Raw genomic sequence first — 23,591 nt, forward strand, 5'->3', positions numbered from 1 at the left:
CGTCCGTACCCGATCCGTCGTCCGTGCCGGTCACGGCAGACGCCAGTCCACCGGCTGTCCGCCCTGTCCGACCAGCAGGTCGTTGGCCCGGCTGAACGGGCGCGAGCCGAAGAAGCCGCGGTCGGCCGACATGGGGGAGGGGTGGGAGGACTCCACGGACGGGAGGCTGCCCAGTAGCGGGCGCAGATTGCGGGCGTCCCGGCCCCACAGGACGGACACCAGGGGCTTCCCGCGCCCGGCCAGGGCGCGGATGGCCTGCTCGGTGACCTCCTCCCAGCCCTTGCCTCGGTGCGCGGCGGGCTTGCGCGGCGCGGTGGTCAGCGCCCTGTTGAGCAACAGCACACCCTGCTGCGTCCACGGCGTCAGGTCGCCGTTGGACGGCTGCGCGAGCCCCAGGTCGGTGTTCAGCTCGCGGAAGATGTTGAGCAGACTGCCGGGCAGCGGACGAACCTCGGGCGCCACCGAGAACGACAGCCCCACCGCGTGCCCCGGCGTCGGATACGGGTCCTGACCGACGATCAGTACCCGTACGTCGTCGAAGGGTTGTTGGAAGGCCCGCAGAACATTCGCGCCGGCCGGAAGGTAGGTTCTTCCGGCGGCGATCTCCGCGCGCAGGAAGTCACCCATCTCGGCGATGCGTCCGGCGACGGGTTCCAGGGCCTTCGCCCAGCCCGCTTCGACGATTTCATGCAACGGTCGTGGTGCCACGGGCGTCACCCTACTGCCGTACGGGCAGCGGAGATCAACCAGTGGCCAAGGCCGCGCGATCCCCCCGTGGAACTCATCCGACCACGGCCGCCCGCACACACAGCACGTCCGGCAGATGGGACGCCAACTGCCGCCAGCTGTCGCCGTCGTCGGCCGAGGCGTACACCTCGCCGTTGCGGTTGCCGAAGTACACGCCCGCCGGGTCGGCGCCGTCGGTGCACATCGCGTCGCGCAGCACCGTCCCGTAGTGGTCCTCCTGCGGCAGGCCCGCCGTCAGCGGCTCCCAGCTCTTGCCCGCGTCGGCCGTGCGGAAGACCCGGCACCGGTGGTCGGCGGGTACCCGGTCCGCGTCCGCGTTGATCGGGAACACGTACGCCGTGTCGCCGCGGTGGGGATGCGTGGCCGCCGCGAAGCCGAACGTGGACGGCAGGCCCTCGCCGATGTCGGTCCAGTGCGCGCCCGCGTCGTCGCTTCTGTACACCCCCCAGTGGTTCTGCAGATACAGCCGGTCCGGGTTCGCCGCGTCCCGTGCGACCTTGTGCACGCACTGCCCGAACTCCGGGTTCGGATCGGGCAGGAACACCGCGGAGACACCGGAGTTGGAGGGTGCCCAGCTCGCGCCGCCGTCCGAGGTGCGGAACACCCCGGCCGTCGAGACCGCGACCGTCACGGCCTGCGGGTCGCGCCGGTCGGTGAGCACGGTGTGCAGGCCCTCACCGCCGCCGCCCGGCACCCACTTCGAGCGGGTGGGGTGCTCCCAGAGCGGACGGACCAGCTCGAAGGTCTCCCCGCGGTCCTCGGAGCGGTACAGCGCGGCCGGCTCCGTGCCCGCGTACACCACGTCCTCTTCCGCGGCCGCCGGGTGCAGCTGCCACACCCGCTCCAGCGAAGCCCCCGTGTCCTTGGGGAACTTGACGGCCGGCCGGGTCGGTTCCGTCCAGGTGCGGCCCAGGTCGTCGGAGTGGAAGACGGACGGGCCCCAGTGGGCGCTGTCACCGCCGGCCAGCAGACGCGGACGGTCCCCGCGGGTGTCGACGGCGACCGAGTACACCGCCTGTGCGTTGAAGTAAGGGCTGTCGTCGAACTCCCATGTGCCACCGCGCCGACGCCCGATGAACAGGCCTTTGCGCGTGCCCACGGCGAGCAGTACCTCGGTCATGCCGAACACCTCCGCTGTGTCTTTGCGGCTTTGCCCCAGACATCGGCCAGTCTGCACCCCGCCACTGACAGTCACCTCTGGAATCGCGGTCACCGCAGGTCAGGGCAGTGGAGCCGGGTTGAGGCGGCGACAACCGGCCGCGTTTACGAAGACGCCCGCGAGAGCAGGTGACACATGGGACCGTCGAGTCGGGGGACTCGACCTGAGCATCCGGCGGCCTTGGCCCGTATGGGATGGAGGTCGGGGGATGGTCGTGCGCGCAGGAGGAGGAAGCCTTCGATGGCGTTCCGTGGTCCGAAGGTGTGGCTGTGGCGCTGGCGGCGCAACCCGCTGAGGCGTCGCGCCGACGCGGTGGAGGCATGGGTCGTGCTCGGTGCCTGGCTGGTCACCGTCCTGGCCGGCGTACTCGCCGGTCTCACGGCCACCGGGGCCGTCGAGGACGGGCTGGCCCGCGAGCGCGTCGAGTGGCGGCAGGTCGCGGCACGGCTCACGGAGAAAGCCCCGGGCACGACGTCCGGCCACTCCGCCACGTCGAGCGGCGAGAAGGTGTGGGGGAAGGTGCGCTGGACCGCGCCGAACGGCACCACGCACACGGGTCAGGTCCGGGTCCGCCCAGGCAGCAGCGTCGGCGCGGCGGTCACCATCTGGACCGATCCCCAGGGCCATCTGGTCTCCAGGCCCGCCACCGCCTCGCAGGCCCAGCTGCGGTCCTCGCTGATCGGCGCGCTGGTGGGCGTGAGCGCCGCCGCGGTTCCCTTCGTCGGCGGCCGGTTCCTGTGCGGCCGTCTGGAACGCCGCCGCATGGCCCAGTGGGACACGGAGTGGGCCCGCTTCGGCCCGCTGTGGGGCCGCAAGACGAGCTGACGCCGACTACGGCACGCACCTGACGATGGCACGGCGACACCGCGTCGCGCTGCGGGCTGACGGCCCGTGTGCCATCGTCTTAGTGATGCCTCGCGTCGGCGCCCACGGGTGCCGGTCCCAGGGCGGAAGAGGTAGCGGTTACTCCAGTTGATGCTGGGCCCCTGGACGCCTCGCGTCGGACAACTACCCTCGCGAACACAACCATTTCTGGCGGAAGGCGGTGCCTCATGGCGGAGCAGACGTCCAGAAGAGAACTGGTCGGCGAACTGTCGGCGGAGTTCCTCGGCACCATGATCCTGATTCTCTTCGGCTGCGGTGTGGTGGCCCAGGTGGTGGCCGCCGGTCTCGGTGACCACGACAGCATCGCCTGGGCCTGGGGCTTCGGCGTCACGCTCGGCGTGTACGTCGCCGCCCGCCTCAGCGGTGCGCATCTCAACCCGGCCGTCACCCTGGCCCTGGCCTGCTTCAAGGGCTTCTCGTGGAAGAAGGTCATGCCGTACGTGCTGGCACAGACCGTGGGTGCCTTCGTGGCCGCGCTGTTGGTGCGCTGGAACTACTCCGAGGTCCTGGCCAAGGTCGACCCCGGCCACACCATCAAGACCCAGTTCGTCTTCTCCACACTCCCGGGCAACGGTGTCCTGCCGGTGAGCGAGTGGGGCGCCCTCCGCGACCAGGTGATCGGCACCGCGATCCTGGTGCTGCTCATCTTCGCGATCACCGACGTGCTCAACACCCCGCCCGGCGCCAACATGGCCCCGCTCATCATCGGCTTCCTGGTCGTGGCGATCGGCATGGCCTGGGGCAGCGACGCCGGATACGCCATCAACCCGGCCCGTGACTTCGGGCCGCGGCTGGCCAGCTTCCTCACCGGATACGGCACGGCATGGCGAGATCAGTACGGCAACATCTACTTCTGGGTGCCGATCGTCGGGCCCCTGATCGGCGGCGTGGTCGGTGCCGCCATCTACAAGGTGTTCATCACGCCGTATCTGACGGGCGAGGAGCCGCAGGAGCCCGGCCGGGTGCCGTCGCCGGAGGGCGAGACCAAGTAGCTCAGAGCGGCTCCAAGTAGCTCCAAGTAGCTCCGAGTGGTTCCGACAAGTGGGACGGGCCGCGGGCGAAGTGCCCGCGGCCCGTCCGATGTGAGTAACCCGATCGACGCGCGGGTGCTAGTGGGCCGCGGTCGGCTGCCCCGGGCGCCGCCTGCGGCGGTGCAGGGCGAACGCGGTGCCGGTCGCGCCGGCCGTGAGGAGACCGGCGGCGACGGCGATCGGCAGCGCAGGGGAGGCGGAGCCGGTGTCGGCCACGTTCTGCGCCCTCAGGTCGTGGACGTAGGGCGGGTAGGCGCCGTGGGCCGAGGTGTTGGTGGCCGTCCCGCTGTGGTGCGGGATGCCCTTCACCGACTTGACCGAGCCGTCCGTGTTCAGCAGCACCTGCTTGTTGTTGGGGTGCCGGAAGTCGAACAGGCCCGTCAGGGAGCCGGCGCGCTGGTCGAAGGAGGCGTCACCGATCCGGCTGGTGTGCCAGTTGTTCTCGATGAACCTGGTGATCGACGCTTGCTCGGTACGGGTGTGGTCGACCGCGTTGACCTTGCTGTACGGGGAGACGACCAGCAGCGGCTGCCGGGTGCCCGGGCCGCAGCGGTCCGCGTAGCCGCCGGCCGCGGCCGGACCGGACTGGCAGGCCGGCCCGTCGAGGGCCTTGCCGTTGGAGCCGGTGGTCGAGTTCTTTGAGCCGTTGAGCACCTTGGCGGCGACGTGGTCGTACCAGCCGTCGGAGTCGTCGTAGGCGAGCACGACCGCGGTGGACCTCCACTCGGGCGACCGCTGCAGCGCGTTGATCTCCTTGATCAGGAAGTGCTGCTCGTCGGTCGGGTCCGAGTAGCCGGCGTGGCCGTCCTGGTACTCGGCCGCCTTCAGGAAGCTCACCGCGGGCAGGTTGCCGGCCTTGACGGTCGCGTCGAAGTCCGTCAGGTCGTAGTTGTGGTTGGCCCGGCCGTTGTGCCCGATCTCGGCGATGCTCTTCGGGGCCAGGTGGTGCGGGTTGGACGTCGACTTGTAGTACTCGAACGGCGAGTGGTGCGGGCTGTAGTCGACGGACGCGGCGCCGCCGACGTTGGTGTGCGTGGTGTCGCACTTCGCGTAGTCGCCCTGCTTGCCGTCCCAGGCGGTGCTGGGCCGGAAGCCGCCCTGGAACCAGCCCCAGCTCACCCCCTTGGCGTTGAGCAGGTCACCGATGTTCCTGCCCTGCATCGACGCCAGCGCGCTCGTCGCGGTGTGGTCCTTGTCCGAGCAGTCGTCGTAGGCGGGGTCCGGGTCGTTGATGACCGTGCCCACGCCCTTGGCGTTGGGGGAGACCACGGCGTACGGGTCCGGTGTCGAGGTCTGCTTCGGGTTCTCCGTGCCGGTGGCCGGGTCGACGGAGATCACGCCGTGGGTCTGGCCGGAGACCAGGTTGAGCGCACCGGGGGTGGAGGGCCCGTACACCGAGCTGAACGACTTGTCGTTCAGCGCGTAGTGCTGGGCGTAGTTCCACAGGGCCGTGACGGTGTTGCCGTCGTAGTAGTCCATCACCAGGCCGGGCTCGCCGAAGAGCCCGGTGCACTTGTTGACCTCGGTGTTCTCGACGTACTTGTCGGCCTTGCCGCCGTCGGCCGCGTACTGCTCGGGGCCGTAGGAATGGTTCTGGTCGCAGGTCATGGCCTGCGAGTTGGCCAGACGCTTCGGCTTGTAGAGGTTCGGGTTCTTCTTCAGCAGCCCGGAGTTGAGGAGGTTGTCGGCCTTCGGGGTGCGCGCCGCCGCCTTGAAGGGGGTGCCGTCGGTGTTGGCGGCCTTCGGGTACGTGGCGAAGTAGTGGTCGAACGAGACGTTCTCGTCGTAGATCACCACCAGGTGCTTGATCGGGGTCGCGGTGTGCGTGCCGGAGTGGCCGTGGCCGGCGGCGGCCGAGGCCGGTACGGCCCCGCCCGCGCTCGCCAGGGCGGCCGCGCCGAGCAGGGCACCCGCACGGGTCAACCCGCGCCACGCCCTTGAGGTTCTGCCTGTGCCGATCATGCTGTCTCGCCTTCCGAGAGCACTGCGTCCACTGAATTCCGTCGCCCACGGCGTATCCGTATATCCGTGGCCAGGACATCTACAGCTGGATCATGGGCAATGGTGACGGCGGGGCGGGGGAGGGGCAATGACGGCTCAGCGAATGTTCGGTCAGGAAATGCTCATCGTATTTTGGTGCGCTCTTGACCGGTATTCGGACAGGCGGCTTCAGGCCAGCAGTGCGCGCCCCAGCCAGTCGGAGCCGTCCCGCACGCCCGGCAGGGCGAAGAAGTAGCCGCCGCCGAACGGGGAGATGTAATCGACCAGCGGCTCGCCTGCCAGCCGCTTCTGCACGGCCTCGAACTGGCGGGCGAGGTCCTGCTGGTAGCTGCAGAACAGCAGGCCCATGTCGAGGTTGCCGTTGCTGTCCGTGCCGCGGTCGTAGTTGTAGCCGCGGCGCAGGATGCGCTGCTCGTCGGTGGATGCGGTGCGCGGGTTGGCCAGCCGGATGTGGCTGTCCAGGGGGATCACGTCGCCCTGGGGGTCCTGCGAATAGTTGGGGGTGTCCTTCTCGTGGCGTCCGTCCAGGGGCGCGCCGGTGTCCCGGGCGCGGCCGAACATCCGCTCCTGCTCGGTGATCGAGACACGGTCCCAGAACTCCACGAGCATGCGGATCAGCCGTACGGCCTGATAGCTGCCGCCGACCGCCCAGTCCGGTTCGCCCGCGCCGCCGCCCACCCACACCAGGCGGTCCATCGCGCGGGCGTCGCGCACGTCGGGGTTGGCGATGCCGTCCTTGAACCCCATGTGGTTGCGGGGCGCGCCCGAGGGACGGGGCGGGCTGATGAAGCCGTCCATGCGCCAGCGCACCTGCATACCGCCGCGGGTGTGCCGGGTGATGTCGCGCAGGGCGTGCAGCACCGTGTCCGTGTGGGCGGCGCACAGCTGCACGCTCAGATCGCCGTGGCACCAGGCGGCGTCGAGGTCGTCGTCGGGGAACGACGGCATCGCGGTCAGCCGACGGGGTCTGCGGGCGGCCAGGCCGTAGCGCTCGTCGAAGAGGGAGGCGCCGGCACCGACGGTGACGGTCAGGGCGTCCGCGGGTACGTCGGGGCCGAGGGTGCCGGAGTCGACGGGCGGGGCGGTGATGCCCAGCTCGTCCTGGCTGCCGCCGGCGGTGAGGTACCGGGCCCGGTCGGTGAGCGTGCGCAGCAGATCGGCCAGCTCGCGACGGTTCTCGGCGGTCGTGTCGAAGGACACGAAGGCCGTGGCGCGCTGCGCCGGGGTGACGATGCCGGCCTGGTGCCGGCCGTGGAAGGCCACCCGCGCACTCTCGTGGGACTGCGCGGCGGCGGACGCGGCTGTGTGGTCCGCGGCCACGAGTCCCGTGCCGGCCACGGCAGCGGCGCCGGCCAGGAAGCCCCGGCGCCCGACGTTGTTCACCGGGTTCACGCGGTCCTCCGTACGTCGGTGAGAGCGGCCACGCCGGACAACCGCTCGACCAGCTCGCCCAGGTCGGCGTCGACCTTCTCGCGCTGGGCGCGGGTCAGCCGGTCCAGGGGCGTCCAGTGACCGTCGTGGTCGAAGCCGTCGAGCGTGCGCCCGGTGCGGGCCATCCACGTGTCGACGCCGGACAGGCCGGTGTCGCGGGTCTTCAGCAGCGGACGCAGATATCCGAGGAGCACGCCGGTGCCGTCGAGGTTGGCGCGGGCGGTGGCCAGATTGGTCCCGCTGCCGTAGTCGGTACGGCCGGTCAGCTCGAATTGCACGCTGTTCTCCAGGATCTCGTGCGCGCGCAGACCGACGTCCGCCGGATCCATCCGCTGGTCGGGCCAGTCGTCGCGCAAGGTGTGCACGGCCCCTGCGAGCCGCTCGGCCGGCCCGCGCAGGCTGCTCGCCGGCTCGCCGTGCCACAGTCCGTACTCCACCCGGTGGAACCCGGCGAAGTCCGTGTCGTGCACCCCGCCGGACAGGCCCGCGGTGGTGCCGTTGATCGCCGCGTCCGCGTCGCCGAACGTGCCGTAGGCGGCACCCATCCGCTCGTACACCAGATGCGCGGTGAGCCAGTCCGTGCGCGCGCTCGTCAGGTCCCCGCGGTCGATCGCGTCGCGCAGCGCGTCGGTCTTCCGCGCCAGCTCGACCGTGCGGGTCCGGATCCACTTCTGGTAGGCGAGGGTGGGCGGGATGAGCTCCTGCTGGGTCACCGGGACGGCGCCCGGACCGCCCGTCGCCGTCGCACCGGTGATGTGCATGGTGGGGCCGGTGACCGCGTCGGCGTCGTCGGGGAGGCACTTGAAGGCGTACGTGCCGTTGCCGAGGGTCACGCGTATCGGGCGCTCGGTGCCCGGCGCGAGTCCCTCGACCTCGCCGTAGACCGCGCCCGTCCTCGGGTCGGTCAGATAGACCTCGGCCGCTGTGCCGGAGCTGTTGCGCAGGTCGAAGACCTGGCGGCCGGGTTCGGGATGGGTCCAGCCGCGGCCGCAGCCGGCGGAGGCGACCTCGACGGTGGTGTGCCGCAGACCGTCGGCCGGCCTCGCCGCGTGGGCGGTCCCGCCGGAACCCCCGGCCGCCAGAACCCCGGCCACCACCGCGGCCGCGGCCACCAGTGCACCGCCCGCGAGCAGCGCGGTGCGCCGCCGGGACGGGCGGGGCGGGGGCGCCACGGGATCGGATGCGGCTTCGGCGCCGACCGCGGTTTCGGACATGCCGGGCCTCCTGGGAGTCGTACGAACGAGGCGGCGTCGAATGATCCTAGGCAGGCCGCGGGACCGCGACCGCGTTTCTGACCTGCTCCTGACCAGAGGAAAATCCAGAATTCGCCCGCGGTTCACCCACCGGCCCGACAACCACCGGACGCCCACGGTGGCCGTCTCCCGTGCGGCGATTCCGGGCGATCCGCCGGTGACGATGGCTACCGCCGCGGCCATGGACGTGCGTTCACCAAGGTGCCCCGGCGCCGCTACTGGATGCCCGCCGAGCATGCGGGCCTGAGCCAGGAGCTCCCCGACTGGCTTTCCTCGACGGAGCCGGACATCGGCGATGCGCGGCTTGCCGAGCGCGTCCTGCTCCGTCTGGACGAGTTCGCCACCAGTCGGCACGCCCTCTCCACGCACGGCGGCACGATCGCCATGCCGTGGCCGCCGTGAGGCAGCCGTGCCGCTGCGCGGACGGCAGAGCGTGGGACGCGGTCGTCACCGACCTGGGCGCTCGCCCCCTCGGACCGTCCCCGCGTCACTCGCCGCGACGGCGGCCGATCCCGACCAGATCCGCAGGACGGACTCGGGGTCGCGGTCGCAACGCCTCAACTTCCTTCCGGCAGCGCACGGTTCAGAACGGTGTCCAGGTCGACCGCGTCGGGCAGGGTGCCGAAGGCATGTCCCCAGTCGCCGCCCAGCCGGGTCGCGCAGAAGGCGTCGGCGACCGCTGACGGGGCGTGCCGGACCAGGAGGGAGGCCTGCAGGGTCAGCGCCATCGACTCCACCAGGCGGCGGGCGCCGGACTCGGAACCGTTGGCCAACTGGCCTTCAAGCCGGACCACGGCGGCGTCCAGCCTGGCGTCCGCCCCCTGCGCCAGGGCGAGTTCGTCGAACAGCGCCTGTGCGGTACCGGGCTCGCGCCTCAACGCCCGCAGTACATCAAGGGCGTTGACGTTCCCGGAGCCCTCCCAGATCGACAGCAGCGGAGCCTCGCGGTAGTGCCGGGGCATGCCCGACTCCTCCACATAGCCGTTGCCGCCGAGGCACTCCAGGGCCTCGGCGGTGAAGGCCGGGCCTCGCTTGGTCACCCAGTACTTGCCGACGGCGGTCGCGATCCGCCGGAACGCCGCCTCACCCGCGTCCCCGCGCACGGCCCGGTCCGCGGCCCCCGCCAGCCGCAGCGTCAGCGTCGTGGCCGCCTCCGACTCCAGCGCGAGGTCCGCCAGGACATTGCGCATCAGGGGCTGGTCGACCAACCGCGCCCCGAACGCGCTGCGGTGGCGCACATGGTGTCCCGCCTCCACGAGTGTCTTGCGCATCAGCGTGGCCGACATCATCACGCAGTCGAGCCGGGTGCAGTTGACCATCTCGATGATCGTCTTGACGCCCCGGCCCTCGGGCCCGACCAGCCAGGCCACGGTCCCGTCGAACTCCGGCTCGGAGGAGGCGTTGGACCGATTGCCCAGCTTGTCCTTGAGGCGCTGGATGCGGAAGGAGTTGCGGCTGCCGTCGGGCAGGATCCGCGGCACCAGGAAACACGAGAGCCCCTCCGGGGCCTGTGCCAGCACCAGGAACACGTCGCACATGGGCGCCGACGTGAACCACTTGTGGCCGCGCAGCGCGTACATGCCGGGCTCAGCGGTCGGCCAGGCAGTGGTGGTGTTCGTACGGACGTCGGAGCCGCCCTGCTTCTCCGTCATCCCCATGCCCGCGAGCAGGCCGCGCTTCTCCGTCGGCACCCTGAGTGCCGGCTCGTACTCCCGGCTGGTCAGCAGGGGTTCGTAGATCTTCGCCAGCTCCGGCTGGGTGCGCAGGGCGGGGACGGCCGCGTACGTCATCGACGTGGGACAGCCGTGTCCGGCCTCGGTGTGCCCCCACACCAACCCGCCCGCGGTACGGGCGACATGGGCCCCGGGCCGGTCCTCCGCCCACGGTGTGGCGGCCAGGCCCTCGGCGACCGCGGCCCGCATCAGGTGGTGCCAGCTCGGGTGGAAGTCGACCTCGTCGACGCGGTTGCCGTAGCGGTCGTGCGTGCGCAGCACCGGCTCGTGGACATTGGCCAGCTCGGCCCACTCCTGCGCTTCCTCGCTCCCGGCCCGCAGTCCCAGCCGCCGGACGCCCTCCTCGGCCCATTCGGCACCCTCGCGGCGCAGCCCCTCCAACAGGGCCGTGTCCTCGGAGGCGTCGTAGGGCGTCAGGGCGGGGGGCTGGTTGGTGACGTCGTGCGTGGCGTAGTGCTGCCGGGGCTGCGTGGGCGCGGGTGTCGGAGCCATGCCGTCATGTTGCATCTTTTCTGCGACCGTAGCAATAGTGCAACAGGAGGGGGTATGTGAAGGCACGCATGAAGGTGCGTACGAAAGAGCACAGGCCAAGAGCGCACGTAAAGTACGGGCTCATGCGGATGAACGTGTCAGTGCAGCCCGGCGAGGTCGACCTGCCGCCGCTGTCCGCGCGGTCGGTCGTGCTGAGCCTGCTCCTGGGCGCGCACCCGCCGGAGCTTCCGGTCAAGGAGCTCGTCCGAGCGGTGGAGCCGTTCGGCGTCGGCGGCTCCACTCTGCGCGCTGCCCTCAGCCGGATGGTGGCCGCCGGTGACCTGCGCCGCACCGACGCCGTCTACGGACTCAGCGACCGTCTGCTGGCCCGACAGCGCCGGCAGGACGACGCGGTGGAGGCGCGCACGCGCGCGTGGGACGGCCACTGGGAGATGGTGGTGATCACGGCGACGGGTCGCGGCCCCGCCGAACGTGCCGACCTGCGCGCCCGGTTGACCACCCTGCGGCTCGCGGAACTGCGCGAGGGCGTGTGGCTGCGCCCCGCCAACCTCAGCCGCACCCTGCCGGAGGAGCTGGAGCAGGTGGCCCAGTCCTACACGGCCCGCCCCGACCGGCCCGCGCGTGAACTGGCCGCGCAGCTGTGGCCGTTGGATACCTGGGCCGTGGCAGCCCGTGCCCTGCTCGCCCGGGTGGAGGCGGCGGATCGCCCGGCCGACCGTTTCACCGCCTTCACCGCGGTCGTCCGCCACCTGCTCGCCGACCCCGTACTGCCCCCCGAACTCCTCCCCGCCGACTGGCCGGGCGAGGCCCTGCGTGCCGCGTACGCGGACTACCAGCGGCAGATCACCGGATCGATCGGCCACTGAATCGGGGCACGGAATGGAGCGGGACACAGGGAAGGGCAGCCCATCGGGTGTCGGCGCGAGGGCGGTGAGTTGACCTACACCGACCGGTGGTACTGGACCGGAACCTGTACATCCGCGCCGAGTTCGCGCGCCGCGTGCCGGGCCCACGAGGGGTTGCGCAGCAGTTCGCGGCCGAGGAGCACGGCGTCGGCCTCGTTGTTGGCGAGGATCTTCTCGGCCTGCTCGGCGTCGGTGATCAGGCCCACCGCGGCGACCGGGAGGGCGGTCCCTGCCTTCACGCGGGCGGCGAACGGGACCTGGTAGCCGGGGCCCGTCGGGATGTGGACGCCGGAGGCGTTGCCGCCGGTGGAGACGTCGAGGAGGTCGATGCCGTGCGCGTGGAGGTCGGTGGCGAAACGGACGGTGTCGTCGGCCGTCCAGCCGCCCTCCTCCAGCCAGTCGGTCGCCGAGATCCGGAAGAACAGCGGCTTGTCCTGCGGCCACACCTCCCGTACGGCGTCGACGACTTCGAGGGCGAACCGGGTGCGGTTCTCGTACGAGCCGCCGTAGGCGTCGGTGCGGTGGTTGGAGTGGGGGGACAGGAACTCGTTGATCAGATAGCCGTGGGCGCCGTGGATCTCGGCGACCTCGAAACCGGCCGCCAGGGCACGGCGGGCGGCGTCCGCGAACTGGCCCACGATCTCCCGGATCTGATCCACCGTCAGCATGGTCGGAACCGGGTGCCCGTCGGCGTACGCGAGGGCGCTCGGCGCGACCCCCTGCCAGCCGTACGCCTCCGGCCCGACCGGCGCGCCGCCCTTCCAGGTGCGGTCGGTGGAGGCCTTGCGCCCGGCGTGCGCCAGCTGGATGGCGGGCACCGTGCCCTGGGAGACGACGAAGCGGGTGATGCGGCGGAACGCCTCGACCTGGGTGTCGTTCCAGATGCCGAGGTCGTACGGCGAGATGCGTCCCTCGGGCGAGACGCCGGTGGCCTCGACGATGATCAGCCCGGTGCCGCCCGCCGCGCGTGCCGCATAGTGCGCGAAGTGCCAGTCGTTCGGGGCGCCCGTCTCCGGCCCCTCCGGGGCGGCCGAGTACTGGCACATCGGGGGCATCCAGACCCGGTTCGGGATCGTCAGGTCGCGCAGGGTGAAGGGCTGGAAGAGGGCGCTCATGACAAGCTGCTCCGTTCTCACGGGACCGAGGTGTCGTTCGTACGATAGGCACCGTAGTACGGGAAGTGTCAAACTACGATGAGTCTCGTACAATGGTCCGTGTGAGTCCCGCCACCGCCACCAGCAGCCGCGACCTGCCGCACCCCGCGCGCGGCGACATCCGGCTGGAAGCCCTGCTGCACGCGCTCTCCGACCCGATGCGGCTGCAGATCGTGCGAGAGCTCGCCGCCGACGGTGACGAGCTCTCCTGTTCGCACTTCGACCTGCCCGTCACCAAGTCCACGACCACGCACCACTTCCGGGTGCTGCGCGAGGCCGGGGTGATCCGACAGATCTACCGCGGCACGGCCAAGATGAACGCCCTGCGCCGGGACGACCTAGACGATCTCTTCCCGGGACTTCTCGACGCCCTGCTCGCCGCCGCCGCTCGGCAGGCCGCCCGCCTCGGCGGCTGAAGTCGCCTTCGAGGGAAGGTGGTTGAAGAGCAGGTTCAGCACGATCGCCGTCAGGCAGCCCGCGCTGATGCCGCTGTTCATCACCGTCTGGAACCAGTCCGGGAACTTCGCGTAGACCGTCGGCACCCCGACCGGGAGCATGCCCACGGCCACCGACACCGCCACGACCGTAAGGTTGTGGTTGTCCTTGAAGTCGACCTGGGCCAGGGTCCGCAGGCCGCTCGCGGCCACCGTCCCGAACATCACCAGACCCGCGCCGCCCAGCACCGGCGCCGGTATCGCCGCGACCACCGCGCCCAGCTTGGGCAGCAGACCCAGCAGCACGAGGATGCCTCCCGCGGTGGCCACGACCCAGCGGCTGCGCACCCGCGTCATGCCGACGAGGCCGACGTTCTGCGCGTACGCCGTGTACGGGAAGGTGTTGAAGACGCCGCCCAGGACCGTCGACAGACCGTCGGCGCGCAGCCCGTCCGCCAGGGAGTGCGGCTCGACCTTCCGCCCGGTCATCTCGCCGACCGCGATCAGGTCACCGGTGGTCTCCGTCATCGTCACCAGCGCCACCACCAGCATCGAGATGATCGCCGAGGCGTGGAAGGTGGGCGTGCCGAAGTGGAACGGCGTGCTGATGCCCAGCCAGTCGGCGTCGCCGACCCCGCCGAAGTCCGTGAACCCGAAGGGGATCGCCACCGCCAGGCCCACCACGATGCCGATCAGCACCGCGATCCGGCCGAGGAAAGCCGGCGCGAACCGCTGCACACCCAGCACCACCGCCAGCACGAAGGCGGCCAGCGCCAGGTTCTTCGGCTCCCCGAAGTCCTTCGAACCGACCCCGCCCGCGGCCCAGTTGCCCGCGACCGGCAGCAGCGAGATGCCGATGATCAGGATCACCGTGCCGGTGACCAGCGGCGGGAAGAAGCGCAGCAGCCTGCCGAAGACCGGCGCGAGCAGCACGATGGCGAGGCCCGCGACGATCACCGAGCCGTAGATGGCGGGCAGTCCGCCACCCGTCGTCCCGATGAGCACCATCGGCGACACCGCCGCGAACGTACAGCCCTGCATGATCGGCAGCCGCACACCGAACCGCCAGAAGCCCACGCACTGGATGAGCGTGGCGATGCCGCAGACCAGCAGATCGGCCGTGATCAGATACGCCAGGTCCGCGGGCGACAGCTTCATCGCGCTGCCCACGATCAGCGGTACGGCCACCGCGCCCGCGTACATCGCGAGCACGTGCTGCAGACCGAAGGCGGCCAGCTGCCGTACGGGTGGGACCTCGTCGACCGGATGGACGGGGGCGGACGTAGCCATGGGCACTCCAGAGCGGCGGGGGAGGGGGTGAGGAAGAGTCGGAACAGCACGAGACCGTATGCGGCTTGCACAGTTTGTTGATTTCCAGGGTGTTGCCGCTGTGTGTACTGCCCACTCGGCGGCTTTCGACGCTGCTACGAGGCCTGCCGCCCGCCCGTCGCCCGCGCCGCCGCCAGCAGTGACTCCCAGTCCGCCAGCTTGACGACACCGCGGCCCAGCGAGGCCCCGAGGGTCGCCTCGGCCCGCTCGATCGCCTGCCAGCCCGCCCACCGGACCGGCTCGACCCCCTCCGCGCGCAGCGCCGCGACCGGATCCCCTGGCAGCTCCTTGCGTACGAGCACGGAGGCGTCCTCCAGCAGGGACATCACCGTCTCCTTCGCGCACGGACGGTTGGTGCCGATCACTCCGGTCGGGCCGCGCTTGATCCAGCCGGCCACGTACTCGCCCGGCGCGACGACGCCCCCGCGCAGGACGCGCCCCGCCAGATGCGGCACGGTGCCGCCGGCCGCGTCGAACGGCAGTCCCTCCAGCGGCACTCCCCGATAGCCCACCGAACGCAGCACCAACTGCGCCTCGATGTCCTCGTACCGTCCCGTGCCCGCCACGCCCCCGCGCCCGTCGGGTTCCGTCCGCTCGAAGCGCACCGCGCCCACCCGGCCGCCGTCGGCGAGCAGTTCGACGGGGCGCAGGAAGAAGCGCAGCCGGATGCGGTGCGGGACGTCCTCGGGAGGCCGCTGGGTCCAGCCGCGCAGCACCTCCACGTTGCGGCGCTGGACCGCAGGCAGCGCGGCCGGATCCGCGCAGGCGGGATCCAGCGCCAACTCGGCCTGATCCACGGTGAGTTCGGTGTCCGGGAGCCCGCCCAGCTCGCGCAGCTCCTTGGTCGTGAAGCGGGCCTGCGACGGGCCGCGACGGCCCACCATGTGGACCTCGCTCACCCGGCTCGCGGACAGCGCGCTGAGCGCCGCCTGCGGCATGTCCGTCGGGCTCAGCTCCGCCGGGCCGCGAGCCAGCATCCGCGTGACGTCCACCGCGACATTGCCCACGCCGATGACCACGGCCGACCGGGCGTCCCGCACGAAACCGTCGTCGGCGGCGTCCGGATGGGCGCTGTACCAGGACACGAACTGTGTCGCCGACCAACTGCCCGGCAGGTCCTCGCCCGGGATCCCCAGGTGGCGGTCCGTGGCGGCGCCCACGCAGTACACCACCGCGTGGTACAGCTCGCGCAACCGGGCGGCCGGCAGCCCGCCGGGGCCGACCTGGATGCCGCCGAGGAAGCGCACCCGCTCGTGCTCCAGGACCGTACGCAGGTTGTTCTGCAGTGACTTGATCTTCTCGTGGTCCGGCGCGACGCCGTAACGCACCAGGCCGTACGGGCACGGCAGCCGGTCCAGGACGTCGACGGACACCCCGGAGTCCAGCTGGACGAGACTCTGGGCGGTGTAGACCCCGCTCGGCCCTGAGCCGACGACGGCGACACGCAACACGGCGGAACTCCTTACGAGAGGAGATCGCTGACAGGTCCAGCATCGCACCGCCCGTGCTGCGCTGACAGGGTGCAGGCACGCCACGGACGTGCGTGTCCGTTCCTGCTGTATGTGATCAAGTGGTTACGTTCCGCGTGTGCTAGAAGCATCCTTTCTTAATCTTTCTGATCGTTGTCTGACGGACGGCACAGTGTCCGTATGGCCCGCGTGGGAAGTGCGGGAGGACGATCGCGCCACGTCGTGGTTCAGCGTCCGGCTGGCGTTCGGCGACGGCGCCCGGGTCGACGCTCTCGCGATGGTCTGCGAGGGCTGCGCCGCGCTGGAGGACGTCCGGGCCCAGCCGGCGCTGTCCCTGGACGACCTCGCGGAGCTCGCCGACTGGATCGAGGAACCGCTCTTCCGCGCGTGCGGCCCGGGGCCGGATCCGACTGCCGGGCCGGACGGATCCGTACCCTCCCGGCGGGCCCGGTCCGGCTGGCCCCGCGGAGTCGAGGGGCGCTGGCTCGTCGCCCAGAAGTACCGCGCGGCGCAGGAGCAGGGCGTCGATCCGGTCCTCGCGGTGATGTGCGCGACCGGCCACAGCCGGCGCAAGTCGCTCCGGCTGATCTCACAGGCCCGCGACTCGGGGTTCTTGACACCACGTCACGCACGGCGCTGACGGGCGCCGTCGCCGGGGCGCCGGGGCGCCGGGGCGCCGGGGCGCCGGAGCATCGGCTGCTGGTGGGAGAGCTACCGGTCGGAGGGCTCCGGCCGGTCGCAGGGTCCCTCGCCGGTCGCGAAGTACCGTGACAGATCCGTCTCGTACGTCCCCTCGGCCGCCGCTCCGGCGTCGGGCGGCACGCCCATCTCCCAGTCGAGCCGGTAGCGCTTGAACAACTCGGCCCGCAGGGTGGTGATCGGCATCGGCACGTTCGGCAGCACGATCGCGTAGACGGCGCCCATCAGCAGGGAACGCAGCATCGGATAGTCGGCGTCGACGTCCCGCGACCCGCGCCGGGCGACGACGTCCCGCAGCAGCTCGGCGAGGCGCTGCTGCTCCGGGCACTGCACGAAGCCCTCCGCCTGCAGCAGCCCGGCCATGTGCTGGCGCATCAGCACCGGACGGTCCCGGCCCAGCCGCAGAATCGCGTCGATGGCCCGAGCCATCCGCTCCCGGCCGTCCTCGGTGCGCGGCTCGCGCTCGACCGCCTCCTCCAGGGTGCGGTGCATCAACCGGTGCACCGCGGACTGCACGAGCTGGCGCTTTCCCGGGAAGTAGTACGACACCAGACCACGCGCCGAGCCCGCTCTGTCCGCGATGTCGCCGAGCGTCGTCGCCTCGTAGCCGTGCTCACCGACCAGCTCGACGGCCGCTTGCAGGAGCCGCTCCCGGGAACGTCTCCGCAACTCTTCATTGACCGAGGCGCTGCGCGGGGACATGCTGTAACTCCTGCGTTGACTGGCTGCCAGCCAACTATACTCAACACGTCCCGATCGGAGTTCCGTAGGGGCTGGTCAGGGCTGCCGTCCGTCTGGGGCGACGCGGGGGATCGTCTCAGGCGGACGGTCTTCTCGCCCAGATGGTGTCCTGAGGCTACTTCCCGAAACCTTCGAACCTTCGTACTCCCGTCGCGCCACATTCCCGCCGTCCCTAAAGTGGGCACGAGTGCCGAGCCGAGGAGGCCTGCGGAGATGGAACAGGACCGGCAGATCCTGGCCAGGATCACGGAGATGGTCGAGGACGAGCGCAAGCTCCGGGAATCCCTCGCGTCCGGCGAGATCGACAGCACGACGGAACACCAGCGGCTCGGACAGCTGGAGCGCGACCTCGACCAGTGCTGGGACCTGCTGCGGCAGCGGCGCGCGAAGACCGAGTACGGGGAGAACCCGGACGAGGCGCGGGCCCGGTCGTCGTCGCAGGTCGAGGGCTACCTGGAGTAGCCGGGCGGACCCGCCGGGCGGACCCGGGACCGGTCCGCCGCTCGGTCCACCGGTCCGCCGCTCAGTCCACCAGGTCCAGCACGGCACGCAGCCCGTCCGGCCGCTCGGACGTCGGCAGATGGTCCACCAGGTGCACCCGGCAGCCGAGGGCCGCCGCGCCGCCGTCCGCCGCCCGGTCGTCACCGACCATCAGGACCTCCGCCGGATCGACTTCGAGTGCCTCGCAGGCCGCCGCGAACAGCCGTGGGTCGGGCTTCTGGATGCCGTGCTCATACGACAGGACGTACGCGTCGACATACCGGTCGAGGCCGTGCTCGCGGAAGACCGGACGCAGGTCCCAGCCGATGTTGCTGACCACGCCGATGCCGATCCCGCGCTCGCACAGCGCCTGGAGCACCTCGGCGGCGTCGGGATAGGGCGCCCACGCGGCCGGCGTCCTGTGCCGGTCGTACAGCGTGTCGTGCAACGCGGGGTCGGGGAGCGGCACTTGGTGGGAGAGACCGGTGTAGGCGGCCCGGTGCAGCTCGGCGCTCTCGTCCCGGATCCGCCACACCTCGGCGAGGTGCGCGGGCAGTTGCGCCGGGGTCGCTCCGCCGGGCTGCGCCCCGGCCACCCGCAGCGCCTTCGCCGCCTGGGTCAACTCCGGCTCGGAGACCGTGATCCCGGCCTCGTCCAGCACCGCCCGCAACCAGGACTCGGTGGACTCGATACGGAAGAGGGTGCCGGAGAAGTCGAACAGGACAGCCATCATGGGTGGATCTTACGTGGCCTGCTCACGGTCGCCATCGCTGGTGGACCAGCACGGCCAGCGCCACGAGCATCGCCCCCAGGAGCCAGCCGCCCACCACGTCGGAGGGCCAGTGCACGCCCAGCCACACACGCGTGAGGCCCACCCCGGCCACGGAGACCACGGCCACGGCCAGCGCCGTGCGCCACAGGGCGCGGCCGGGGCCGTAGCGGTGCAGGAGCCAGAGCAGGAGGCCGCAGACGACCGTGGCCGTCATGGCGTGTCCCGAGGGGAAGGCCGCGTAGTGGGCCGTGTCGACGGGGTCGGGCCAGACGGGGCGCGGGCGGTCGACCGCCGATTTGAGGGCCTGTTGCAGCAGGGTGCCCAGCGCGCAGGTGGCCACCAGCCACAGCGCCGTCCACCACGCCGTACGTCTCCACACCAGCCACAGCACGACCGCCGCGCACACCAGGCGCATCGTCCAGGGGTCCCAGACCCAGTCCGTCAGGATGCGGAACGCGTGGGTGAGGCCGGGTTCGTCGACGGCCCAGCGGTGGGTGGTGCGGGCGATGTCGCCGTCGGTGCTGGTCAGGGGCCGCCACTTGACGGCGACGAGCGTGAGCAGCAGCGCGGAGCACAGTGCGAGGACGGTTGCGGCGCGGGCGGTGACGTTCTGGTCCGGCGGGCGGGGCGGGGAGTCGACGGGCGGGTTGTGCATGCATTGATCCTCGCCGACCGGAGGGGTCCGAGGCCAATGTCCGGGTGTCCTGTGCATCCCGAGGGCGAACCTCGGGCGTTTCTGGTTCGCCCCGGGTGGGCACTGCCGGCGGGCACTACCCCAGGGCCCGCAACCCCGGTACGAACGCCACCAGTACCGGCACCACGGGCACCAGCGCGGCTGTCGCCGTCAGCCCCAGCCGGCGGGTGGCCGTGAGCCGGTCGGGTGCGCTGAGCAGCCTGCGCACGCGCTGCGGAACGTGTGCCTGGGGGCTGGGAGAGGGGCCGAACACGCCCCGGTCCTCGTTGAGTTCGACGAGTGCGAGCGCGGTCGTCAGACGGCCGTGGCGGCGCGAGGCCATGTCGTCGGCGGCGAGCTCGACCAGCCGGTGCATCTCGTCCCGGAACCCCGCGAACACCGGCACCTGCGGGAACCCGACCGCCAGCGCGGCCGAGCAGTGCAGCAGCCAGTCGTGCCGGGCCTGGGCATGCCCCTGCTCGTGGGCGAGGACGGCGTCCAGCTGCCGGCCTTTGAGGCGGCGCAATGCGGCGGTGGTGACGACGAGCCCGGGCGCCGCACCGGCCAGCCACCAGGCGTCGGCCCGCTCGCCCTCCAGCACGACCAGCCGGTCCTCCCGGGGGTCCTCGCCGGGCAACAGCGGGGCCCGGACGAGGAGTTCGGCCCGGCGCCGGCGTCGTCGCGCCCGCGCCTGCACGACCTCCCGGACCAGCATGGCCACGCTCCACACCCCGGCGCACGCGAGGGCCACCGCGGTCGTCGCCGCCCACGGGCCGGTCGCACCGAGCGCGTAGGCGTCCACGACCGTGTGCGGCGCCGAGGCGAACACATGGCCGCGCACCGCCTGCCACGCGTCCGCCGCGCTCAACGTCATCGACAGGGCACAGCACATGAGTACGGCCGCCACCACGCACTGCCACACCCACAGCGCGACCACCGGTTCACGGTCCGCCCAGTCGGCCCGGGCGAGCAGCCGTGGGGCGACGACGGCGGTCAGCGCGCCGAGCAGCAACAGTGCCGCGGGGACCATCATGGCGATCACCCTATGAGTCCACGCGCGCCCGGGGCAGGGGCTGCCGGGCAAAGTGACGCAAACAACGGCTGCGTGCGGGACACGGCGGCTCAGAGAAGGAGCGGGACACGGCGGTTCATAGCGCGAGCGGGGCACGGCGGTTCATAGCGTGATCAGCATCGCCACCATCGCGATCCCCATCGACAGCCGGCAGGCCCGCGCCAACTCCGGCCGGTCGCCCCAGCCCCTCGTGCCGCCGCCGCCCGCGGTGACAGGTATCAGCCGGACTCCCGACAACAGCACGTACCCCATGAAGTAGAGCAGTAGCATCCCCGTCACCAGGGGGACTCCGGACGAACCTCCGTGCCCGGCATGGTGTCCAGGAGCGGCCGCCATCGCGAGCGCCATGTAGACCATGGCCGAGGCGCCCACCAGGTGGTGCAGATGGTGCGCGCTCGTCCGCGCCGTCCACAGGGCGCGCAGCGCGGCGGCGCCGAAGACGGCCGCGTAGCCGGGCCAGGTCCACGGTGGCGGGCTGAAGGCCGCCGCCGGAACGGCCATGGCGGCCATGCCGAAGCCCATCAGCGCCTCGCCGCCCGCGGCCCGGCGCTGCTCCTCGACCGTGCTGCGCATCCGCAGCAGACAGTAGGCCCCGGTCGCCGCGCACAGCGCGACCAGCAGCCAGCCGGGCGAAGCCGGTCCGTGCACGCGCACCTCCCCGCTCGACGGTGTCGACAGTCGGTGGTTGCCCGCACGACGCGGCGCGCACGCAAGCGCAAGGGGGTGCACGGGGAGCGTTCGAGGGAGCACGGCAGGTGAGGGCAGGTGAGGGGAGATGGGGACTGGTGCGCGAGATTTCCTTTACTAGTAAAACACCTGCTAAGGTTATGTCACATGACCCCTGCGACCACTACTCCCACTCCCACCACCCCGCGCGGCCGCCGCCTCCCCCTGTCCGGCGTGCTGCGTCTCGGCCGGCCCGCTGACATCTGGTTCAAGCCCGCCCTGAGCGTGGTCGCCTCGGTCGCTCCGCCCAATCTGACGCTGCTGGCCCTCGGCCGGCTCGACCTGGCGCTGTACACCATGGCGGGGTCGCTGTGCGCGCTGTACGCCCACAACCGCCCCTACGCCGCCCGGGCCCAGGTCCTCGCCTGGGTGGTCCTCGGCATGGTGGGCGGCCTCGCCGTCTCCCTGGTCACCGCCTCGCTCACCGGCAGTGCCGTCGTGCTCGTCACCGTCGGCGCCCTGCTGGCCGCGCTGCAGAAGGCGCTGTGCGACGCGACCCGTATCGGTCCGCCCGGCAATGTGGTCCTGACCTTCATCACGTCCGCCTCCCTCTTCGCCCCGCAGACCCTCGGCCAGGTCCCCGGCCACCTCGCGCTGGCTCTGGCGGCGGGCGGCTGGGCCTGGCTCGTCGGCATGGCCCCCGGCCTGCTGCGCCCGCACGGCCCGGAGCGCCGGGCCACCGCGGGCGCCCTGAACGCCGCGGCCGCGTGCGCCGACACGCGGGGCACGGGCGAAGGCCACTCGGGCAGCCGCGCCATGGCGGCCGCCGCCGTCCAGGCCGCCTGGCAGTCGCTCCTGGCCGCGCGCGGCTCCCGCACCCGGCGCGCCCTCGAACGCCTCGTCGTCCGCGCCGAAGTCGCCCTCGCCGCACCCGCCGACACCGACCCGGAGCAACTGCGCACCTGGGCACGCGAGTTGACCGGCACCAGGCCCGTCCCGGTCGTCCACGACCCGGTGGCCACCGACGAGCTCCTCGGCGTGGACGCCGAACTCGCCGTCCCGCCCCGCCCGTTGTGGCAGCGCCTCGGCCCGCTCACCCCGATCGCCGTCCGCACCGCGCTGGGCTGCGCCCTCGCCGGCTACGCCTCCCTGGCCCTCGGCGTCGGCCGCCCCTACTGGGCCCTGGTCACCGCGGCCTCCCTCTACCAGGCCAATCTCGTCCTCACCTGGAGCCGGGGCGTCCAGCGAGTCGTCGGCAACCTCCTCGGCGTCCTGCTCTTCGCCGCCGTGGCCCCGCTCGCGCACCTCGGCCAGACGGCCCTCGTGCTGTGCTGCCTCGCCTTCAACTTCGGTGCCGAGGCGCTGATCGGCCGCAACTACTGGCTCGGCACCGTCTGTGTGACCCCGATGGCCCTGCTCATCACCGAGTTCACCGGGTTCCAGGAGCCGGGGCGGCTGATCACCGAGCGCGCCGTGGACACCGTCGTCGGCGCACTGGTCGGCCTCGTCGCGGCCGTCGCCGTCACCAACCGCCGCGCCGGCGACCGAGTCGAGCACGCCCTGGCCGCCGTCGAGCGCTCCCGCGAGCACACCGCCCGCCTGCTGGCCGAGTCCGCCCCCGCCCCCGTGGCCCTGCAAGCCGCCCGCCGCTCGCTCGCCGCCGCCCTGGCCGACCTGCGCGCCACCGTCGACGCCGCGTCCGGCGAGTGGTGGCAGCGTGCCCTGCCCCAGGAGCGGGTCGTGCGCGCCGAGCAGGCCGGACACCGTACGCTCGCGGCGACGGTGCGGCACGACGGGCCGCGCCGGAGCGCGAGGACGGAGGACGTACGGCCATGATGGCACCGAACGGACGGCAGGCGGGCGCGACCAGGGGCGACGACACCGTCTCCGCGGTCGTGCGGCAGTGGCGGGCCGTCCACCCCGACCTCGACACCGGCCCCATGGAGATCATCGGCCGCATCAACCGCTGCGCCGCCCTCCTCCAGCAGGCCGAGGGCGGCCCGCTGCGCCGGACGGGCCTGAGCCGCCCCGAGTTCGACCTGCTCGGCGCCCTGCGCCGTACTGGCCACGAGCTGACCCCCAGCGAGCTGGCCCGCGAGACGTACTCCTCCGGCGCCGCCGTCACCAAGCGCCTCAAGCAGCTCACGGAGCGCGGCCTGGTCGAGCGCCGCGGTGACGCCCGCGACCGCCGCGTCGCCCACGTCCGCCTCACCGACGCCGGCAGCGCCCTGGTCGACGGGCTCCTGCCCGAGCAGCTCGCCTACGAGACCTCCGTACTGTCTGTGCTCGACCCGCAGGGACAGGACGAACTCGCCGGCCTGCTCGGGGAGTTGCTCGGCCGGCTGGAGGGCCGGCGCGGCAGCCTGCGCGCCTGAGCGGCGGATACCGGAACGTTCGAACCGCGGTCGCCCGTTGACGTGATCGACGTCGACTCCTACGTTCGACCGGGTCGGTTCGGAACACCG

General features: G+C 71.9%; 23 protein-coding genes. 9 read left to right on the plus strand and 14 right to left on the minus strand.

The features are described from left to right. Positions 1-30: 30 nt before the first annotated feature. Together OG870_RS42445 and OG870_RS42450 are read right to left on the minus strand one after the other, a co-directional pair. A complete protein-coding gene (locus OG870_RS42445) occupies positions 31-708 on the minus strand; it encodes a uracil-DNA glycosylase (RefSeq protein WP_266526662.1) in 678 nt (225 codons plus the stop codon). Positions 709-781: 73 nt separating this feature from the next. Continuing rightward, entirely contained in the window at positions 782-1,867 is a 1,086-nt protein-coding gene (locus tag OG870_RS42450; protein WP_266526659.1) for a WD40/YVTN/BNR-like repeat-containing protein, read from the minus strand. Between the two features lie 279 nt (positions 1,868-2,146). Here OG870_RS42450 and OG870_RS42455 point away from each other — a divergent pair, with 279 nt between their 5' ends. Continuing rightward, positions 2,147-2,731, plus strand: a complete 585-nt coding sequence (locus OG870_RS42455; protein WP_266587065.1) for an Rv1733c family protein — start codon at positions 2,147-2,149, stop codon at positions 2,729-2,731. A gap of 227 nt (positions 2,732-2,958) precedes the next feature. Further along, positions 2,959-3,783 (plus strand): MIP/aquaporin family protein, encoded by an 825-nt coding sequence (locus OG870_RS42460; protein WP_266526653.1) that lies wholly within the window; start codon positions 2,959-2,961, stop codon positions 3,781-3,783. A gap of 117 nt (positions 3,784-3,900) precedes the next feature. On the opposite strand, the gene OG870_RS42465 is transcribed toward OG870_RS42460, so the two are convergent. The 3 genes from OG870_RS42465 to OG870_RS42475 all read right to left on the minus strand — a co-directional run bounded on the left by OG870_RS42465 (position 3,901) and on the right by OG870_RS42475 (position 8,468). Next, positions 3,901-5,784 carry a phospholipase C gene (locus OG870_RS42465; protein ID WP_327692061.1) on the minus strand — a complete coding sequence of 628 codons (1,884 nt, stop codon included), beginning with the start codon at positions 5,782-5,784 and terminating at the stop codon, positions 3,901-3,903. A 207-nt stretch (positions 5,785-5,991) separates the two neighbouring features. Further along, a complete protein-coding gene (gene efeB / locus OG870_RS42470) occupies positions 5,992-7,215 on the minus strand; it encodes an iron uptake transporter deferrochelatase/peroxidase subunit (protein ID WP_327692062.1) in 1,224 nt (407 codons plus the stop codon). After that, the gene (locus tag OG870_RS42475; protein ID WP_327692063.1) at positions 7,212-8,468 is read right to left on the minus strand and encodes an EfeM/EfeO family lipoprotein; all 1,257 of its coding nucleotides are present in this window, start codon (positions 8,466-8,468) and stop codon (positions 7,212-7,214) included. Before OG870_RS42475 ends, efeB begins: the two co-directional genes overlap by 4 nt. 240 nt (positions 8,469-8,708) lie before the next feature. Here OG870_RS42475 and OG870_RS42480 point away from each other — a divergent pair, with 240 nt between their 5' ends. Further along, entirely contained in the window at positions 8,709-8,909 is a 201-nt protein-coding gene (locus OG870_RS42480; protein WP_266526641.1) for a hypothetical protein, read from the plus strand. A 155-nt stretch (positions 8,910-9,064) separates the two neighbouring features. Here the strand turns inward: OG870_RS42480 and OG870_RS42485 are convergent, their stop codons facing one another. Continuing rightward, positions 9,065-10,732, minus strand: a complete 1,668-nt coding sequence (locus OG870_RS42485) for a DNA alkylation response protein (RefSeq protein WP_266526638.1) — start codon at positions 10,730-10,732, stop codon at positions 9,065-9,067. A 122-nt stretch (positions 10,733-10,854) separates the two neighbouring features. On the opposite strand from OG870_RS42485, the gene OG870_RS42490 reads away from it, so the two are divergent. Then, complete coding sequence (locus OG870_RS42490) at positions 10,855-11,598, plus strand: PaaX family transcriptional regulator C-terminal domain-containing protein (protein ID WP_266587073.1); 744 nt, start codon at positions 10,855-10,857, stop codon at positions 11,596-11,598. Positions 11,599-11,672: 74 nt separating this feature from the next. On the opposite strand, the gene OG870_RS42495 is transcribed toward OG870_RS42490, so the two are convergent. Next, positions 11,673-12,752, minus strand: a complete 1,080-nt coding sequence (locus OG870_RS42495) for an NADH:flavin oxidoreductase/NADH oxidase (RefSeq protein ID WP_327692064.1) — start codon at positions 12,750-12,752, stop codon at positions 11,673-11,675. Positions 12,753-12,844: 92 nt separating this feature from the next. On the opposite strand from OG870_RS42495, the gene OG870_RS42500 reads away from it, so the two are divergent. Further along, on the plus strand, positions 12,845-13,207 hold the full coding sequence (locus OG870_RS42500) for an ArsR/SmtB family transcription factor (RefSeq protein ID WP_266923205.1): 363 nt from the start codon (positions 12,845-12,847) through the stop codon (positions 13,205-13,207). On the opposite strand, the gene OG870_RS42505 is transcribed toward OG870_RS42500, so the two are convergent. Both OG870_RS42505 and OG870_RS42510 read right to left on the minus strand, forming a co-directional pair. Next, complete coding sequence (locus OG870_RS42505) at positions 13,130-14,515, minus strand: nucleobase:cation symporter-2 family protein (protein ID WP_266587079.1); 1,386 nt, start codon at positions 14,513-14,515, stop codon at positions 13,130-13,132. The two genes, OG870_RS42500 and OG870_RS42505, sit on opposite strands and share 78 nt — an antisense overlap. A gap of 134 nt (positions 14,516-14,649) precedes the next feature. Further along, positions 14,650-16,005: an FAD-dependent oxidoreductase gene (locus OG870_RS42510; protein ID WP_266587081.1), complete on the minus strand. Its 1,356-nt coding sequence runs from the start codon at positions 16,003-16,005 to the stop codon at positions 14,650-14,652. Between the two features lie 190 nt (positions 16,006-16,195). Between OG870_RS42510 and OG870_RS42515 the strand changes: the two genes are divergently transcribed. Further along, entirely contained in the window at positions 16,196-16,663 is a 468-nt protein-coding gene (locus OG870_RS42515) for a DUF6214 family protein (RefSeq protein WP_266526620.1), read from the plus strand. A 71-nt stretch (positions 16,664-16,734) separates the two neighbouring features. Here OG870_RS42515 and OG870_RS42520 read toward each other — a convergent pair whose 3' ends face one another. Then, positions 16,735-17,424, minus strand: coding sequence for a TetR/AcrR family transcriptional regulator (locus OG870_RS42520; RefSeq protein ID WP_327692065.1), 690 nt, complete (start codon positions 17,422-17,424; stop codon positions 16,735-16,737). Positions 17,425-17,676: 252 nt separating this feature from the next. On the opposite strand from OG870_RS42520, the gene OG870_RS42525 reads away from it, so the two are divergent. Further along, positions 17,677-17,925, plus strand: a complete 249-nt coding sequence (locus OG870_RS42525; protein WP_266587085.1) for a DUF2630 family protein — start codon at positions 17,677-17,679, stop codon at positions 17,923-17,925. A gap of 61 nt (positions 17,926-17,986) precedes the next feature. Here OG870_RS42525 and OG870_RS42530 read toward each other — a convergent pair whose 3' ends face one another. The 4 genes from OG870_RS42530 to OG870_RS42545 form a co-directional block, all read right to left on the minus strand. Beyond that, positions 17,987-18,676: an HAD family hydrolase gene (locus tag OG870_RS42530; RefSeq protein WP_266526611.1), complete on the minus strand. Its 690-nt coding sequence runs from the start codon at positions 18,674-18,676 to the stop codon at positions 17,987-17,989. A 22-nt stretch (positions 18,677-18,698) separates the two neighbouring features. Then, positions 18,699-19,370, minus strand: coding sequence for a phosphatase PAP2 family protein (locus tag OG870_RS42535; RefSeq protein WP_266587089.1), 672 nt, complete (start codon positions 19,368-19,370; stop codon positions 18,699-18,701). Positions 19,371-19,485: 115 nt separating this feature from the next. Further along, positions 19,486-20,421: a M56 family metallopeptidase gene (locus OG870_RS42540; RefSeq protein WP_266923199.1), complete on the minus strand. Its 936-nt coding sequence runs from the start codon at positions 20,419-20,421 to the stop codon at positions 19,486-19,488. 141 nt (positions 20,422-20,562) lie between these two features. Beyond that, positions 20,563-21,108, minus strand: a complete 546-nt coding sequence (locus tag OG870_RS42545) for a DUF5134 domain-containing protein (protein ID WP_266526602.1) — start codon at positions 21,106-21,108, stop codon at positions 20,563-20,565. Between the two features lie 186 nt (positions 21,109-21,294). Between OG870_RS42545 and OG870_RS42550 the strand changes: the two genes are divergently transcribed. Further along, the gene (locus OG870_RS42550) at positions 21,295-22,962 is read left to right on the plus strand and encodes an FUSC family protein (RefSeq protein ID WP_266923196.1); all 1,668 of its coding nucleotides are present in this window, start codon (positions 21,295-21,297) and stop codon (positions 22,960-22,962) included. Further along, on the plus strand, positions 22,959-23,501 hold the full coding sequence (locus OG870_RS42555) for a MarR family winged helix-turn-helix transcriptional regulator (protein ID WP_266587097.1): 543 nt from the start codon (positions 22,959-22,961) through the stop codon (positions 23,499-23,501). Before OG870_RS42550 ends, OG870_RS42555 begins: the two co-directional genes overlap by 4 nt. Positions 23,502-23,591 lie beyond the last annotated feature (90 nt).

Origin of the sequence: Streptomyces sp. NBC_00461 (assembly GCF_036013935.1) — a bacterium.
In the GTDB taxonomy this organism is placed as follows: domain Bacteria; phylum Actinomycetota; class Actinomycetes; order Streptomycetales; family Streptomycetaceae; genus Streptomyces.

Coding starts and splice junctions, on each gene's coding strand:
- OG870_RS42475 (WP_327692063.1), bottom strand. CDS start 8,468: ATGTCCGAAACCGCGGTCGGCGCCGAAGCCGCATCCGATCCCGTGGCG.
- OG870_RS42550 (WP_266923196.1), top strand. CDS start 21,295: ATGACCCCTGCGACCACTACTCCCACTCCCACCACCCCGCGCGGCCGC.
- OG870_RS42540 (WP_266923199.1), bottom strand. CDS start 20,421: ATGATGGTCCCCGCGGCACTGTTGCTGCTCGGCGCGCTGACCGCCGTC.
- OG870_RS42530 (WP_266526611.1), bottom strand. CDS start 18,676: ATGATGGCTGTCCTGTTCGACTTCTCCGGCACCCTCTTCCGTATCGAG.
- OG870_RS42465 (WP_327692061.1), bottom strand. CDS start 5,784: ATGATCGGCACAGGCAGAACCTCAAGGGCGTGGCGCGGGTTGACCCGT.
- OG870_RS42555 (WP_266587097.1), top strand. CDS start 22,959: ATGATGGCACCGAACGGACGGCAGGCGGGCGCGACCAGGGGCGACGAC.
- OG870_RS42455 (WP_266587065.1), top strand. CDS start 2,147: ATGGCGTTCCGTGGTCCGAAGGTGTGGCTGTGGCGCTGGCGGCGCAAC.
- OG870_RS42520 (WP_327692065.1), bottom strand. CDS start 17,424: ATGTCCCCGCGCAGCGCCTCGGTCAATGAAGAGTTGCGGAGACGTTCC.
- OG870_RS42485 (WP_266526638.1), bottom strand. CDS start 10,732: ATGGCTCCGACACCCGCGCCCACGCAGCCCCGGCAGCACTACGCCACG.
- OG870_RS42505 (WP_266587079.1), bottom strand. CDS start 14,515: ATGGCTACGTCCGCCCCCGTCCATCCGGTCGACGAGGTCCCACCCGTA.
- OG870_RS42535 (WP_266587089.1), bottom strand. CDS start 19,370: ATGCACAACCCGCCCGTCGACTCCCCGCCCCGCCCGCCGGACCAGAAC.
- OG870_RS42525 (WP_266587085.1), top strand. CDS start 17,677: ATGGAACAGGACCGGCAGATCCTGGCCAGGATCACGGAGATGGTCGAG.
- OG870_RS42490 (WP_266587073.1), top strand. CDS start 10,855: ATGCGGATGAACGTGTCAGTGCAGCCCGGCGAGGTCGACCTGCCGCCG.
- OG870_RS42460 (WP_266526653.1), top strand. CDS start 2,959: ATGGCGGAGCAGACGTCCAGAAGAGAACTGGTCGGCGAACTGTCGGCG.
- OG870_RS42495 (WP_327692064.1), bottom strand. CDS start 12,752: ATGAGCGCCCTCTTCCAGCCCTTCACCCTGCGCGACCTGACGATCCCG.
- OG870_RS42500 (WP_266923205.1), top strand. CDS start 12,845: ATGGTCCGTGTGAGTCCCGCCACCGCCACCAGCAGCCGCGACCTGCCG.
- OG870_RS42450 (WP_266526659.1), bottom strand. CDS start 1,867: ATGACCGAGGTACTGCTCGCCGTGGGCACGCGCAAAGGCCTGTTCATC.